The sequence below is a fragment of the Pontivivens nitratireducens genome, assembly GCF_011290545.1.
GTDB lineage: Bacteria > Pseudomonadota > Alphaproteobacteria > Rhodobacterales > Rhodobacteraceae > Pontivivens > Pontivivens nitratireducens.
On sequence record NZ_CP049814.1, the window covers coordinates 44,300 to 58,855 of the forward strand.

Sequence of the window (14,556 nt, forward strand, 5' to 3'; positions counted from 1 at the left end):
CTCAGAATAACTCCAGATCGCGGTCGACCATTACGGTGACGCGTGCGCCTTGGTCGACATAGATGACCGGGCCGATGGAGAGGTAATCGCCGATGACGCTGTCCGTGGCATCTGCCAGATCATCGCCAACGTCTTCGAGAACGTCGGCGGCAGTCTCATCCTGGACCTCGGAGGCGGCGGCACCAGGTGCCGCGGAAATCAGCGAGATCAGGGCGGCCGACCCGAAACGCTCGGCAAAGCGCGTGTCCACGAAACCCGTGACGCCGGAGCGACCCAGTTCATCGCCCCCGAAGGAGCTGATCTGGACGGTTTGGCCCGCGGGCAGGATGATCCGGTCCCAGGCGATCGTCACGCGGCGCTGCGCGATGTCGACGCCGGCGCGGTAGCGCCCGATGAGACGGGATCCGCGCGGGATCAAGAGGCGCGCGCCATCGACGCTGTAGACGTCCTCGGACACCACGGCACGGGTCTGGCCGGGCAGGGAGCTGTCGAGGGCGGTTTCCATGACGGCCTGGATCATGGTGCCCTGCACAATGGTGTTGGAGGGATTGGCGATCACCTCTGCCTGCGTTACGGTGGAGGGCAACGCACCGTTCAGCACGAAATCCGTCACCTCGCCGAAGGTGCGTTCGGTCAGAGCCGTTTCATTCGCTCCGGAGGCACCGCCAAACGCGATGGTGGGCGAGGCGATGCGCCGCTCCTGGAAGGCGCGTTCCTCCGCGGCGCGGCGCTCCAGCTCGGCCATGCGCCGGGCTTCTTCCTCCCGACGCAGTCGCTCTTGCTCGCGTGCGCGCAGCTCATCTTCCGTGGGGCCCGCTGGAGCGGGTTGGGGGCGGCTGGTCTCGAGTTGGGCCAATTCCAGATCCATGCGTAATTGCTCAAGGCTGCGATCCCGCGCCGTCAGTTCGTCCTGGAATCGTTGCTGTGCGGCTTCCGAGGCGGCTTGCAGCGCCGCAATCTGAGCGGTCAGCGCGTCGATCGCCTCTGCGGCGGCAGTGTCTTCCTCGACGACCGGTTCAGGGGCGTTGCGCAACTCCTCGATCTGGGCCTGCAGGGCGGTGATCTGCGCCAGAAGCTCGGCATTGGGCTCAACGGGGTCTGGTCCGACAAACACAACCTCGGGCTCGGGCGGGGGCAAGGTCTCGATAGCGCCAAAGCCGTCCCCCTCGTTTTGGAAGACGTCCGGGGTGGCCGTCGGCAAGGCTTCCTCTTCGTCGGGCTGTGAGAGGAGATAGAGGAGCGCGCCGCCGACGCCGATGACGAGGACCACGATCAGCGCGAGAAGGGGCGACCGGCGCTGCGCCGCCGTGGGCGCGCGGGCACTGCCTTTCTCAAGGGCGGCGAGGCGCTTTTCCAGCTCGGTGTTCTCAGTATCGCTCATGAGGCGGCCTCCGCGGGCGGGATCGCCTCGATGCAGACCACCTCTTCGCCAAGTCGCAGGACCCATTGGCGGTTCACGCCGCTGACGCGGATCACGCCGTCTTCAGGGGTTTGCGTGTTGACCGTGCGCTCGCGGCCGCCCGCGTAGCGGAAGATCGCTGGCACAGGGGCGTTTCTTGGAAAGGCGAAATACGTGAACGTCCCGTCATCCCAGATGCGCGTCGGCGTGAACTCGGTCCGCGCGCTGGCGGCGTAATTGTAATTGGGAGCCTGTGCCGCGATGGCCCGGGTCGGGCGCGCAGCGGCATCAGGATAGCGGAACTGCACCACGTAGAAGGTTGGGCTGCGGACCTCCTCGACGTTGAAATAGTAGCTCCGGCGGTTCGTGTAGACCGTCACATTGGTATGGACACCGCGCGCGACGGGCTTGATTGCAAAGGCCTGACCACCGGGCACGCCATCGATTTCAAACCCTTCCGTGTCGCCCGCGATAATCGAGCGGATGCTTTCGCCCTCTCCGAACTCGACCGTCGTCACATGGGTGAGCGAGACGCTGAGGCGGTAGACTTGGCCTTCTTGATATGTTGCCAGCCGCACGCGGCTGTCATTTGGACCACCGCGCGGGATCGCTTCGGCAAAGGCAAGGGCAGGCAGCAAAACAAATATGGCAGCAACAAAGAACTTATTGATCAAACATGCGTTTCCAGAATGAGTTGTGTCGCCAATACCCTGCCGCGCTGCGCGCTCTCGGGACATTGGCGACAAGGTGTTTTGATTTGAATTCCAGAAACGCATTAATTCTCCAATCTGTCGGAGCGGATGGAATATTCGCGCACGGTGAAGCCGAAGGGGTTGGTCCAGACCTCATCGATGGACCGGCGGGTCTCGGGACGGAACTCGAAGAGCAGCGTTGCGGTGAAGAGCCCGGTCTGAACGCCATTTAGCGAGGTCAGGCGCTTGCGCAGGCGCACCGTGGCGCGGTTGGTACCAATCCGGTTGATGCTGAGGATTTCCACGTCGAGCCGAGCATTGGGGCCATAGACGGTTGGCGGATAATTCTCGTTTGCGCTGTTCCAGATCTGGCGCAGCCCGCTCTCGGCGGCCCCGTCCGAGCGGCGCAGGACGCTGCGGATGCGCAGATCGTTATCGAGCTGGTTGTAGACTTCGCGGTCAGTCACATAGCGGAAGACTTCTGCCTCGATGATCGCCTGGTTCGCGGTCACCGAAGTCGCGCCCACCGAGGCCTCGGGGAGTGCAAAGCCGGTGGCGGGATCATAGGGGACAACGACAGGCGGGGGATCGACATCGAGGATTGCGACTGCTGCTGCGCTCAGGCAGCCGATGATGCCGAAGACGAGGCCCGTCAGTCCAAGGCGCTGCCAGAGCCGTTCGCGGCGCAGCGCGCCATAGACCAGTTCTTCCTCGATGATTTCCTGTTCACTCGCCACCCGTCATGCCTCCGATCGGCGCTTCGAAATGAGGTGAATCGGTTCTTCGCTGCCTCTCGCTGCGCTCGAACGCGAAAACCGATATTTGATTTTGTGGGTCAATTTCGAAACGCCCTAATCAGCCCGCAGGTCGGGCAGGGTGAAATCCATGAAGCGCTGCTCTTCGGCGATGGTGGCGGCGTCGATCACGCCGCCGGTGCCATCGCCCACGGTCTGCACCGCTTCGAGCTGCCACATGGCGACCAGCGCAATGGCGAGCTCCGCGGTCACGCGCGTGTTGAGATCGACGCTTTGCTTGAGCTCTTCCATGTCGTCGATAAGTCCCACGAGGCGGTCTACCCGCTCGAGCGATTGGCCGGCATCTTCATAGCTGTTCTGGGCCGCCGACGAGACGAGGGCGCCGGTTGTTGCCTGCGTCGCCACGCGGTTGGCGCCGGGATTGCCGCTGGTGGCCATTTCCGAGAGCGTGTCTTCATCGAAGCCGAGATCGGCCAGCACCCGGTCCATCTGGGTTTCGATTTCGCCTGCGCCGGAGCCCGAGAGGCCCGAGAAATCCCCAGTCTTGATCGCCTCAATCGTGGCGAGGATGTCGCCGAACTCCTGGTCGAGCAGGCCATTGAGTTCGTCTTCCATCTCGGTGCGGATGATTTCGGGAAGCTCGGCGAGGCGGGTGAGGGCCTCGTAGGTTCTTTGCAGCTCCGCGAGTTGGTCCGTGAGCGTGGCAAGCTGTTCGCGGAGCTGCGTCAGCTGCTCGTTTTGCAGGATCTCGTCCTCGATCATCTGCCGCAGCTGCTGGATGTTTTGAGCGATGTTCTGGGTATCGACGACGGGTACGCCCTGCGCTGCGGCAGAGGAGAGGGTGCCGAAATGCAGGCCAATCCCAAGCGTCGTGGCCAAGGCCGTTCTCACGAGCAGATGTCCCATCATTCAATCTCCCTGATCGTAAAATCCATGAACGCGCCTTCGGCCATGCGGGCGCTGGCCTGGGCCAGCTCTTCGGCGGAGAGCACGCGCGTGCGGGCGGCCTGAAGCCGGATGCGGGCAGCCACGAGACGCACGAGTTCGGCGCGGGCATAGGTGTTGAGCGCGACGCTCTCCTGCACATCCTCGGTTTCGGAAATCCGTTCGACTATATCGCGGATGCGCAGGGCGGCTTGGTGGATCGCGGCGGGTGAGTTGCTGCCATAATAGGCCGCCCCATGACCCGTGAGCGAGAGGTTGGCATTGGCGAGAAGTGCCGGATCGATTGTGCCAAGCGCTTCGATCCCGCCGATAAGGCTCAGATAGAGATTGTAGCGTTCAGGGATGACCGACACGTAGTGCTGGGTCTCCCGGAAGGGTGGCACGCCGCCATACTCGAAAACCCGGCCGGGTCCGGCGTTGTAGGCCGCGAGGGCGTTGATGATGTTGCCATCGAATGTGTTGAGCTGGGTCGCGAGATAGCGCGCGCCGCCATGCACCTGCAGGTAGGGGCTGTCATAGTATTCCGGGTTGATGCCGAGATCGCTGGCCGTGCCAGGCATGATCTGGGTGAGACCATAGGCGCCAACGGGGGACCGCGCGCCAATCGTAAACCGGCTTTCCTGCCAGATCAGCGCTTGCAGAAGCGCGCGCCATTGGACGGGGGAGAGGCCTGCGCGGCCAACACCCGCAAAGCCGCTGGTCTCCTGAGCCACGCGGATGATGAGCTGCTCGATGGTCTCAGACGCGTCGCCGAACATCTGCGCACCGCCGGGATTGGGATCGATGTCGGCATTGCCATAGACCGCCGCCACCGAGCGGTCAGGATCCCCGCTGCCGCTTTCCAGTCCCGAGACCATAGTCGGCAGGCCCTGACCGCCGAAGCTGGTCTGGGCATCGAGGATGCGTCGGAGGGTTTCCAGCTGCTCCCGTTCGATCTCGGCAATCAGTTCGCGCACGGCAAGCTTGTCGGCCTGAACAGCCAAGTCTGCCTCGCGATCGCCGGTCTCGACGATATCACGCGCGGTCAGCCCACTGTCATTGGTCGGCACGCCTTGAGACAAGGCGAGACCGGGCAGCAGGCAAAGTGCCAGGATATGAGGCAGGCTAGACCTCAATGTCGCCCTCCGGCGCATCTAGAGGCGTGAAGTCACAATCAGGCGCGACAGGTGCCGTTGATGCGAGGAAGGTGAAGCAATTGGCCTGCGGCTCCCGGTACTGGGTGCAGGAGGCCAGCGCGCCGAGCGCAGCCAAAGCGACAAGAATACGGATCATGAAAGCCTCCAGAAGTCCGGGCGGGTGCGATAATCGGCGCCAACGAGCGCTTCGCCCTTTTCCATGCCGCCAAGGATGGTGAGATTGGGACCGAGGGCGCTCAGATCGGCATCGACGACGATCGAGCCCTGATCGTCGCGGATCAGTGCGAGGCGGCTGTTGCTGCCCGTGTTGAGAAGGACGTCGAGCTCCTTCTCCGTGAGGTTCAGCATGGCGTAATCCGAGGCGTTGGCGCGGATATTGGGGAGCAGGATCTGCGTCGGCACTGCTTCGACGATGGTCTTGCCGGTGCGGGTGCGTTCGAGCTGGCTTGCGTATTGCGTCATCATCACGGCAACCGTGTTTTGCTTGCGAGCGGTCACCAGCCAGTTCGACAGACGTTCGGCGAAATATGCGTTGTCGAGCGCCTTCCAGGCTTCGTCGATCACGATGATGGTGGGGCGGCGGTCCTCTATCTCGCGCTCGACCCGGCGGAAGAGATAGGAGAGGACGGCCATCCGCTCCTTGTCGGCCTCGCTGTCGAGGATGCCGGTCAGATCGAAGCCCACGACATCGCCCTTGAGCGAGAAGGTATCCTCGAGGCTCTGGCCGAAGATCCAGCCATAGCGACCGTCTTCGGTCCACTCGAGCAGGCGCTGGTGCAGATCGCCGCCATCGTCGGTGGACACAAAAAGCGATGCGAAATCCCGCCAGTTCCGCAAGGCCGGATTGGAGGCCTGCGCGTTTTGGCGCACCACTTCCTGGATGCGGTTGGTCTGCGCAGGGGTCAGGGGCTTGTCGGCGCGGAAGAGCAGCGTTGTGAGCCAATCCGAGAGCCAGGCGGTGCCGCGCGCATCGGTCTCGGTCCAGAGCGGATTGAGCCCCGTGGGCTGACCGGCGTTCAGGGACGCGTAGCGCCCGCCATTGGCGCGGACCGCCATCTCCATACCAAGACGGTAATCGAAGACGAAGATCCGTGCCCCTGCGCGGCGGGCTTGGGTCATCAGGAAGGCCGACAGCACCGATTTGCCCGACCCGGGCCGCCCCATGATCAGGGTATGCCCGCTGGTCGGTTCTTTGTCGGGCGAGCCTTGTTCGTGATAGGAAAACCGGTAGGCGCTCTGCTCTGGGGTGGGCAGATAGGTGATGACCCGGCCCCAAGGGGTTTTCGCGTCGGGCTTGCCGAGCTGCGTTCGGTGGAAGGCCGCGAAATCCGCGAAGTTGCGATTGGTGACGGCGCTGGCGCGCACGCGCTTGGGCTGGTTGCCGGGATGCTGGCTGAGGTAATGGGCCTTTGCGGCGACCCGCTCACCGATCATCTTCACGCCTTCGGTCGCGGCGGCGTTCACGATTTCGGCGCTGAGCGTCTGCAGCTCATCGAGCGTGTCGCAAAAGAGCGTCACGACCATATGATGCTCGCCGAAGCTTTGGCGCTTGGCCTCGAGATCATCGGCGGCGATGTCGAGGGCTTCCAGGAGCGAGAGGGCCGCGTCCTGGCTCGCCTGCATCTGGCGCTTTTGCCGTTTGATCCGACCTGCCATCAGGTTCGAATTGATCGGCGTGAAGGAATGCGTGACGATCATGTCGACCGGCAGGTTCAGCATGTCGAACATGGTGCAGGAGGTGTCTTCCGAGTATTCCCCGATGGTGAAACTCTTGCCGTAGCGATGGCCCACCACGCCTTCCGAGAGCTCGAAATGGCCTCCGTGAAACGTCACGCGGGTATTGGCGACGTTGAAGGACAAAAAGCCGTAGGTGTTTGCTGGGTAGAGCGGCAACTCTGTGCCTGTATTGAGCGCGCCCAGAAACCCCACCAATTCCCCCGATGCGGCCGACAGCAAGCGCGGCTTCAGCTCGGCGAGGCCGGACAGAAAGACGTTCACGGCCTCGCCCAGTCGCTGCAGGCGTTTGCGGGTCTCCTCTTTCAGGCGATCCGGCGCGCTGCGGCTGAGGAAAGGCAGGAGGCTTTTCGGGGGCGGGCGGTGAATGACGGTGAGCGTCAGCGTCTTGTCGCGCAGCCCGCTGGTCTCGAGTTTCGTGCGCCAGCGCCGGTCAACCTCGCCTGCGAAGCTGTCCTCACGGATCGGGTCGAGATCAGGTTTGATGGCCTTGGAGACCTTGTGGACGTAATAGCTGAATTCCGGCCCGAGCTGCGCGACGATGCGGGCAAAGAGCGCCGTCACCTTGTCGAGATAGGCATCGTCGGTCGTATAGCTGTTGATCCCCTCGAGCCGGATGCACCGGAAGAGCTCGTTCACCCGTGTCCGCACGGTCTGGTCGTCGACGAGGCTCACATAGGGCAGCATATGCGCGAGACGGGTCTCGCGCGCATACCACTCCGGCGTCATCGTGCGGGGATCGAGCGCAGCATCACGGGCGTCATCACGGGGCATAGCTGTCCCCGCCATGAACGGACCTGTTGCGCGTGGGCGGTGTTTCCTGCAGGGCCGTCATCATCACGTCGATGAAACGCGGATCCCAATCCGCGGCCTTCCACAGCACCGGATAGAGCAGGGCGGCGACAGCCAGCACTGCGATGTGCTGGACCCAGACGAACAAGAGCACCGAACCGAAGAGCCAGACCATCGCATACATGATGGGCAGGCCCAGAAGCTTGGGCGGGCGCACGAGGCCCAGAAAGAGGGGGGAGCGCTCAGCCACCGGCGAAAACCGCGGCAACGATGGTGGGGGCAGCCGCGACACCGGCGATGCCGACAAGCACCCAAAGCGCCTGGCGCAGATCGATGATGTTGAAGAACCAGCTGAGAAAGACCCCGAGAACGGCCAGCGTCGCGATGACAACGCCAAGTGGGCCGGTCAGCGCATCGACGATGCCCTGCAACAGGCTCTGGATCGGGGAGAGATCAATGCTCTGGGCGAGGGCGGGTTCGGCAATCAGCAGGAATAGCGCCAGCGAGGCGACGAAAAGCGTTGAAATCTGTTTCATGAATTTGATCCTTCCAATCGGGCCACGACGGCCATGACGCGGGCCACGTGGTTCCGGGTTTCTCGGTAAGGGGGAATGCCACCGTGTTGGCGCACGGCGTCCGGCCCCGCGTTGTAGGCCGCCAGCGCCAGATGCGGATCTCCGAACGTCTCCAGCATCATCGCGAGGTAGCGGGCGGAACCGTCGAGGTTCTGCAGCGGATCATGCGGGTCGACGCCCAGATCACGCGCCGTCGCTGGCATCAATTGACCAAGGCCAATGGCACCTGCACTTGAAATCGCATCCTGCCGGTAGGCGCTCTCAACCTCGATATTGGCCCGATAGAGAGCCAGCCAATCCGTCACGGAAAGCCCCGCGCGACGCAGGCCAGGATGGCCGGCATAGCGCAAGGCCGTGGTCTGAATCCCGGAGAGGACATCGGCGCGGACCAGGGGAGTCAGGCGGGCAAGGGCCGCGACTTGGACGCCCTCTTGCTCGGCCTCTACCTCGCCGAAGATCGCGATCCCATCGGAGGCCGAACCTTGACCAATCCCGTCATTGTAGTTTCGAGCAAAGCTGCTTTGGGAGTGGGACGGGATCAGGGAGCCGTCGCTCTCCATGACCAGGACCATTTGCGCTGAGGCAGGTGCTGCGACCAGCCAGAGGCAGACGAGGTTAGTTGTCAGCGGCCTTGTCTGATGGGGCTTTTTCTGACGGGGCGAGTTTATGCGTGCGGCTTGTACCCGCCTCAAGTGGCAGGTCGACATGCGCAAAGCCAAGGCCAATGAAGAATGACACCACGCCAGAGATCGTCTTGAACTCACGGATCTTGATATCGTTGTAGGTCGTCCGCGTGCGGGCGGTGACGAGGAGCTTTTCCACGCCATCATCAGAGACAACGCGCATGATCCAGACCCCGTAATAGCTGGGGCCTTTCTTATGTGCGGACTCCTGGCACAGGATTTCTGCGCTATAGCCGCTTTCCACGAGTTCGCGGAACCTGGCTTCCGTAACCACATTTGGTGCTTCGATGTCCCAGTTCATGGCCCGGCTCACGCTTTCTCCAATGGCGCGACCCCAGGCATTCCCACTTGAAGCCCAGAGTTACGATAGTATAGTATTAACTGCAAGATGTAATATCGAGTTTCGACTGTATCTTGGTTACACAAACACTAGGCACGGGCAGCGTTCACGAGCAAGGAGATAACAGGTTTGCGAAACCTCAGGTTGAGGGCCTACACTTATTGCGGACTATACCAATCCTCATGGTTGTGTCTGGCACCGGTTTCGAGAGAATCCTGTCTCGCACCCGCCCGGCCGTTCGTGCCCAGTGATTCTCAGTCAATGCACGATTACAGTGGCATCACCCGGCAGGATTTCGCTGACTACATCAGCGACATTCAGAGCTACTTCCGCTGTCTGGATGAAGAGTGTGTCCGGACTTTTGAAGAAGGGCGCGCAGTCAGTGAAGACTACGGCCGGTTTCTGCAGCTGGCAGGGGATTGATGGTCCATCCGGTCTGCATCAGACTTGTACCCCATGGAAACAGCACGCCGATAACCCCCTCAAATATCCATTTTTTAGATAACAGATTTCATCCGCTAGCGACGTCACGAAAGGTATGTGGCGCGTGGCGAGAACAATCAGAAGTAAAGGGCAAGTGGCACTCTGCCAGGCGTTGGTCGACGCCCGGATCAAAGCAGGCTTTGGCCAGGCTGAATTGGCGACGAAGCTCGGATGCCACCAATCCCTTATTGCCCGCCTTGAAAGCGGTCAGCGCCGGGTCGACGTTGTCGAGCTGGTCGTCTTGGCGCGCGCCATTGGCTTTGACCCGTTTGAGCTACTGGCGATCGTTGAAGCCGCCACGGAGCCCGACCACAGGATTTGAAACGGGTGAATTGGAACACCGGAACGCATTTCCCGGTCAGATGTACATTCCCTCGTCGAAGGCCAGGCAATCAGAATCAACGAAGCCCGGCGTGTGGCTGCAGCAAACGCTTTTTCCTCTCAGTCATAATCCGCAACGCCAAATTGTAGGAAGTCAGTAAACAGTGAACGAAGATGAGGTCGAAGCCGTAGCGATTGCCAATTTGATCGGGACGGATGAACGCAGTGTTGTCGGGTGGGTATACCAATGGAATACGGGCGCGCTCGCAGTGCGGTGGGTCGTCAACGGTCCGCAGCGGGTGTCGAGGTGTCAGCCTGACCTGAGTCATGGGCAGAAGCGAGAAATTGACTTCGAGCGTTGGACGAAACTCTGACTTTATGGCAGCGGGTAAGGATCGCGATCTTGCGATGCTCGTCGCAGCGTAATCCGCGTAGACGGTATTGACCGCCGAAGAATGAGCTCGCGGTCTTGCGAGAGGTTTGCACTTGGCGTCGCTCGATTGCTCAAACTCAGTAATTCACCTGCTCGAACCCGTAATTGCCCTCGTAGTCACGCCAATCGACGAAAACGGACCGGTGATAAATGCTTGGGCAATGTTGCCCCCAGCGTTCAAGGCCCACATGGACCGACGGGAGGACGGCTGTGGAAGATCTCTGCCAAGAGAAGTCACCTTGGGTGCCGTAAGTTCCGAGGACGACTACTGCACTGCGGTTGCAGTCGCCATCCCTCCCGGACTCGCGTTGCCGTGCATATCGAACATCAAAGACGCGGATGGATCGGACAAAATTGAACTCCGGACCGCTGATATCGATGTCTGCCCGATCTTGGACGAGGCGAAGCACGAAGTCTGCCGGAATGCCCTCCGTTCCGGTTTCTGGTGGCCGCCAAAGGGCATATTTTGATTTTGCTTGGACGGCGACATCATCGCCTGGAAACGATTGACGGGGCGAATAGTCCTTGTCGTGAAACAAGGCTTCGAAGATTCGGCCTACATTGCTCGGATGCCGTTCGGTCTCATAAGATGCGCCCATGGGACAGCGCCAAATCTGAAGTGGTGGTTCCACAGGCCAAGGCGTGATGCGACGGATAAACTCGGCCCGAGCATGGCTGCAGGGCACGGAAGCAGGCCAACCGCCGGATAGGCAGAGAAGGATTGCGCAGTCGATTGGATAGGTTTGTGCTTTTGTGGTGCTCGGCAGCGCACCGGTAGCCAAAGCGGTTACAGCGGTTAGGCATAGAGCCAGTCGTCTAAGTTGAAAGCGCACGGTAGGACCCCCTTCTGGGGTTCACCTTACTTGCAATAATATATTATCGCAACTTAACAATCATATCGAAAGCAACCATGCCGCGATAAAGCAGCGGCTGCGACCCATGCGCGGGTTCCGGACCATATCTGCTGGCAAAGCCGTCATCTCTGGCTACGAGACCTTCCGCGCTATCCGCAAGAGACAGTTCGAGAATTGCAAGATCTGTGATGCGAATGAGATCGACTTCGTGAGGGCATGGGCGAGATTGCGGAACATGGTCTCGTCAAGCAACTCGTCGCGCATCCGACCGTTGAAACTCTCGACGAACCCATTCTGCATAGGCCTGCCCCCTCTCTGGATCATGCTTTGCATGCCCCTGCCAGGCAGGGTCACGGAACACCAGCGCAGGATCGCATTCGAGGTCAGTTCCGTCCCATTGTCACTGACAATCATTCCCGGTTTTCCACGGCGCTCGATCAGGGTCGAAAGTTCACGGGCAATACGTCGGCCCGAGATCGCCGCTAAGCATTCACGGGTTACGTCGTCGATCACGTTGAACACCCGGAAGCGCTGTCCATTCGCAAATTGGTCGTGAACGAAATCCCGTGAACGAAATCCAATGACCAACGGGCGTTCGGTCGGGCCTCGACCAGGATCGGAGCCACGCGGCGTCTGACGGGGACAAGCCGGTCAGAGCAGCAGATCCGGCTGCAGCAGTTTTCCACGCCGCAGGCATTCGCGGCCCTGAGGGGGCGGGCGGCAGCCATTCGCAAGGGCGAGATCGTGCTGGAGCTCTCGGCTGGCATCGGTGCCCTAGACGCTGTCGCCGCCCGGGACGGTGATACACTAGCCATGTGTCTGTGACGCATGGCCAGTCCCGTTCTGACAAATATAATTCATATTATGTTATATATATCGGGGGGAGTACGATTTCCGGGCCGCAGCCACACCTTCCCGTACACTCCCCCGGCCTTCACATGCTGGCCCCATTCCACACTTGGGTTCAGTGGACAACGGCCCTCCGGGTCGGTTTATGATGACATCGTCGTTCAGGAGTCCCCGTTGACACCCCAGGTACAGATCGCAGGTGCTTGTCTGTGCGTGTGACCAATCCTGGCTCCACTCTTTTTGAAGGGGATTTATCTTTGGCAGAATTTTCGCTTGCCAGTTGGAATATACGCGCGGGCCTGGGGCGCGATCTCAGGCGAAGGCCATTGCGGACGATCGAGGTGATTTCGGGCCTTGATGCAGATGTCCTGGTCTTGCAAGAAGCGGATTTTCGCCGTCATCCGCGGCCCAGTGCCCTGCCGGTGTCAGGGGGCCGTATCGGACCGTTCGAGGTTATTGACCTGACGCCGAATGCGGTTGGACTTGGATGGCACGGTATCGCTGTGCTCAAGCGACCTGATGTCGATGTGGAAGCTATAGAACGTATTGATCTGCCCGCTCTTGAGCCACGTGGGGCGGTCATACTGGACCTTAGGATTGCATGCAGACCCCTGCGTCTCGTCGGTGTCCATCTCGGCCTGTTGCGGGGCAACCGGCGCAAGCAAATCAGCTATGTCGCCGATCAATTGTCGAAAATGACCAAACGCCCAACCGTGATCGTGGGGGATTTCAACGAATGGCGAGAGCGTAAAGGCCTTGAAACCCTGCCTGATTGGCTGCGTACGCATAGTCCGGGCGCGACGTTCCCCGCCGGTCGGCCGTTTCTCAAACTGGACAAGATCGCGATGACCAAGGACATCGACCTGTTGGCAAGCGAGGTTGTCACACATCCGGCGGCACAGATCGCCTCGGACCATCGGCCTATCCTCGCACGGTTTCGCCTGACGACGACATCTGCCAGGGACAGTTGAATGCTATTCTCCATCCTACAGTTCCTACTTTTTGTGGCTTGTTTTCTGGGGCTTGCGATCATCATCGCGAGAGTCAGTTTTTCTGTTCCGCCCGTCGCGAACCGATCACAGGAATTCGCACTTCCGCCCGCAACCGAAGGCCGGTTGTCCGAGGCGCTGAAAGAGCAAGCCCAGCGACATCCGGAATTGAGTGGCATCTCCTCGCTGGAGAACGGGATGGATGCCTTTGTCGCCCGGATGATGCTGGCGGGCGCGGCTGTGTCTTCGATTGATGTGCAATACTATATCTGGCGCGCCGATATGACGGGTCATCTGCTCCTCAAGGCGCTGTTGCATGCAGCGGACCGCGGTGTGCGGGTGCGTCTATTGCTGGATGACAATGGCGTCGACGGTCTGGATGATGTGCTTGCCAGTATGGACGCCCACCGCAACATTGAGGTCCGCCTGTTCAATCCATTTATGCTGCGCCGCTTCAAGCGGTTGTCTTATGCTTTTGATTTCTTTCGGCTGAACCACCGTATGCACAACAAGGCCTTTACCGTAGATGGGCGGGCCAGCATCCTTGGCGGGCGAAACATTGGTGACGAATACTTCGGCACCGGCCGGAACCCGTTGCAAATTGACCTCGATGTCCTGGCCGTGGGCGAAGTCGTCTCGCATATCTCCGCAGACTTTGACCGGTATTGGAATGCCGCGTCCGTGCATGAGGCAGCTTTCATCCTCGGCAAGGTAAGACAACCTGATCTGCTCACCATGCGGTTGGCTCGCTTTGCGGATGCGCCGCAGTACTCTGATTACCGCGCTTCTCTCGAGAATTCGGACATCGTCACATCGCTGAAGGAAGGTACATTGGCGCTGGAATGGACCTCAGCTGACCTGATAAGCGATGACCCTGATAAGATCATGGGCAAGGCGCCAGAAGCGGAACTGTTCACCACACGGCTTCGCGATGCCATGAAACCCATCGAGCACCGTTTTGATGGCGTAACCCCCTACTTTGTACCAGGTGAAAGAGGTCAAGAGGCCTTTGCCAGCCTTCGGGAACGTGGCGTTGCCGTGCGTATGTTGACCAACTCGCTTGAGGCCACCAACATGCTGCCAGTCCACGCAGGGTATAGCAAACGCCGCAAGGACCTGCTGCGCATGGGGGTCGGGCTTTTTGAACTGCGCGCCCAGGCTGCTGCTCCGTCGGACGGGGACAAATTGGCCCGATTGGGGTCTTCGGGGTCAAACTTGCATGCAAAGACCTTTGCGGTGGATGGAGCCCGTATTTTCATAGGCTCATTCAATTTTGATCCACGCTCAGCGATGCTCAACACCGAGATGGGGCTTGTGATCGAAAGCGAAGGAATGGCGCAGGCGCTGCACCACGCGTTTGACACCGGGCTTCGCGGTTTGGCCTGGCAGTTACGGTTGCAGGATGGCAAACCAGTTTGGACTGAAGGGACCACCACGACAGAAAAAGAACCCGGGACGAGCCTGCATAACCGCATCGTCTTGCGGCTTATCGGGTGGCTTCCAGTCGAATGGCTTCTTTAGATTCTGAAGTCATAGCGTCGCCATACACAGTCCTGACAAGAAAAAGATCCTCAGG

At 60.5% G+C, this 14,556-nt stretch carries 16 protein-coding genes and 2 pseudogenes; 5 read left to right on the forward strand and 13 right to left on the reverse strand.

The features are described 5' to 3' along the window. Position 1: 1 nt before the first annotated feature. From G8E03_RS15645 to G8E03_RS15695, 11 genes are all read right to left on the reverse strand, one after another. Positions 2-1,381, reverse strand: coding sequence for a TraB/TrbI/VirB10 family type IV secretion system protein (locus tag G8E03_RS15645; protein WP_166194763.1), 1,380 nt, complete (start codon positions 1,379-1,381; stop codon positions 2-4). Beyond that, positions 1,378-2,073, reverse strand: a complete 696-nt coding sequence (locus tag G8E03_RS15650) for a TrbG/VirB9 family P-type conjugative transfer protein (protein ID WP_166194989.1) — start codon at positions 2,071-2,073, stop codon at positions 1,378-1,380. Before G8E03_RS15650 ends, G8E03_RS15645 begins: the two co-directional genes overlap by 4 nt. Before the next feature lie 101 nt (positions 2,074-2,174). Continuing rightward, positions 2,175-2,828 (reverse strand): VirB8 family type IV secretion system protein, encoded by a 654-nt coding sequence (locus tag G8E03_RS15655; RefSeq protein ID WP_166194765.1) that lies wholly within the window; start codon positions 2,826-2,828, stop codon positions 2,175-2,177. 114 nt (positions 2,829-2,942) lie between these two features. After that, entirely contained in the window at positions 2,943-3,752 is an 810-nt protein-coding gene (locus G8E03_RS15660) for a type IV secretion system protein (protein ID WP_166194768.1), read from the reverse strand. Beyond that, entirely contained in the window at positions 3,752-4,840 is a 1,089-nt protein-coding gene (locus G8E03_RS15665; RefSeq protein ID WP_166194993.1) for a lytic transglycosylase domain-containing protein, read from the reverse strand. The genes G8E03_RS15660 and G8E03_RS15665 overlap by 1 nt, the downstream gene beginning before the upstream one ends. A 55-nt stretch (positions 4,841-4,895) precedes the next feature. Next, on the reverse strand, positions 4,896-5,063 hold the full coding sequence (locus G8E03_RS15670) for a hypothetical protein (RefSeq protein ID WP_166194770.1): 168 nt from the start codon (positions 5,061-5,063) through the stop codon (positions 4,896-4,898). Beyond that, positions 5,060-7,435 (reverse strand): VirB4 family type IV secretion/conjugal transfer ATPase, encoded by a 2,376-nt coding sequence (locus tag G8E03_RS15675; RefSeq protein ID WP_166194773.1) that lies wholly within the window; start codon positions 7,433-7,435, stop codon positions 5,060-5,062. The genes G8E03_RS15670 and G8E03_RS15675 overlap by 4 nt, the downstream gene beginning before the upstream one ends. Then, a complete protein-coding gene (locus G8E03_RS15680) occupies positions 7,425-7,703 on the reverse strand; it encodes a VirB3 family type IV secretion system protein (protein ID WP_166194775.1) in 279 nt (92 codons plus the stop codon). The genes G8E03_RS15675 and G8E03_RS15680 overlap by 11 nt, the downstream gene beginning before the upstream one ends. After that, positions 7,696-7,989 carry a TrbC/VirB2 family protein gene (locus G8E03_RS15685; protein WP_097374428.1) on the reverse strand — a complete coding sequence of 98 codons (294 nt, stop codon included), beginning with the start codon at positions 7,987-7,989 and terminating at the stop codon, positions 7,696-7,698. Before G8E03_RS15685 ends, G8E03_RS15680 begins: the two co-directional genes overlap by 8 nt. Then, positions 7,986-8,600 carry a lytic transglycosylase domain-containing protein gene (locus G8E03_RS15690; protein WP_166194778.1) on the reverse strand — a complete coding sequence of 205 codons (615 nt, stop codon included), beginning with the start codon at positions 8,598-8,600 and terminating at the stop codon, positions 7,986-7,988. The genes G8E03_RS15685 and G8E03_RS15690 overlap by 4 nt, the downstream gene beginning before the upstream one ends. Before the next feature lie 43 nt (positions 8,601-8,643). Then, positions 8,644-9,012, reverse strand: a complete 369-nt coding sequence (locus G8E03_RS15695; protein ID WP_166194781.1) for a hypothetical protein — start codon at positions 9,010-9,012, stop codon at positions 8,644-8,646. Positions 9,013-9,312: 300 nt separating this feature from the next. On the opposite strand from G8E03_RS15695, the gene G8E03_RS15700 reads away from it, so the two are divergent. Both G8E03_RS15700 and G8E03_RS15705 read left to right on the forward strand, forming a co-directional pair. Next, positions 9,313-9,474 carry a hypothetical protein gene (locus tag G8E03_RS15700; RefSeq protein ID WP_240910494.1) on the forward strand — a complete coding sequence of 54 codons (162 nt, stop codon included), beginning with the start codon at positions 9,313-9,315 and terminating at the stop codon, positions 9,472-9,474. Positions 9,475-9,598: 124 nt separating this feature from the next. After that, on the forward strand, positions 9,599-9,856 hold the full coding sequence (locus G8E03_RS15705; protein ID WP_166194784.1) for a helix-turn-helix domain-containing protein: 258 nt from the start codon (positions 9,599-9,601) through the stop codon (positions 9,854-9,856). Positions 9,857-10,365: 509 nt separating this feature from the next. Here the strand turns inward: G8E03_RS15705 and G8E03_RS15715 are convergent. Together G8E03_RS15715 and G8E03_RS15725 are read right to left on the reverse strand one after the other, a co-directional pair. Next, entirely contained in the window at positions 10,366-11,121 is a 756-nt protein-coding gene (locus G8E03_RS15715; protein ID WP_430693253.1) for a hypothetical protein, read from the reverse strand. A 234-nt stretch (positions 11,122-11,355) separates the two neighbouring features. Beyond that, positions 11,356-11,765: pseudogene (locus G8E03_RS15725) on the reverse strand (DDE-type integrase/transposase/recombinase); the annotation flags it as partial. Between G8E03_RS15725 and G8E03_RS17720 the strand changes: the two are divergent. The 3 genes and pseudogenes from G8E03_RS17720 to G8E03_RS15735 form a co-directional block, all read left to right on the forward strand. Then, positions 11,764-11,958 (forward strand): annotated as a pseudogene (locus G8E03_RS17720) (hypothetical protein); the annotation flags it as partial. The pseudogenes G8E03_RS15725 and G8E03_RS17720 overlap by 2 nt on opposite strands. A 242-nt stretch (positions 11,959-12,200) precedes the next feature. Next, positions 12,201-12,962 carry an endonuclease/exonuclease/phosphatase family protein gene (locus G8E03_RS15730; RefSeq protein ID WP_185804942.1) on the forward strand — a complete coding sequence of 254 codons (762 nt, stop codon included), beginning with the start codon at positions 12,201-12,203 and terminating at the stop codon, positions 12,960-12,962. Beyond that, positions 12,963-14,501: a phospholipase D family protein gene (locus G8E03_RS15735; RefSeq protein ID WP_166194793.1), complete on the forward strand. Its 1,539-nt coding sequence runs from the start codon at positions 12,963-12,965 to the stop codon at positions 14,499-14,501. The last annotated feature ends 55 nt before the right edge of the window (positions 14,502-14,556 follow it).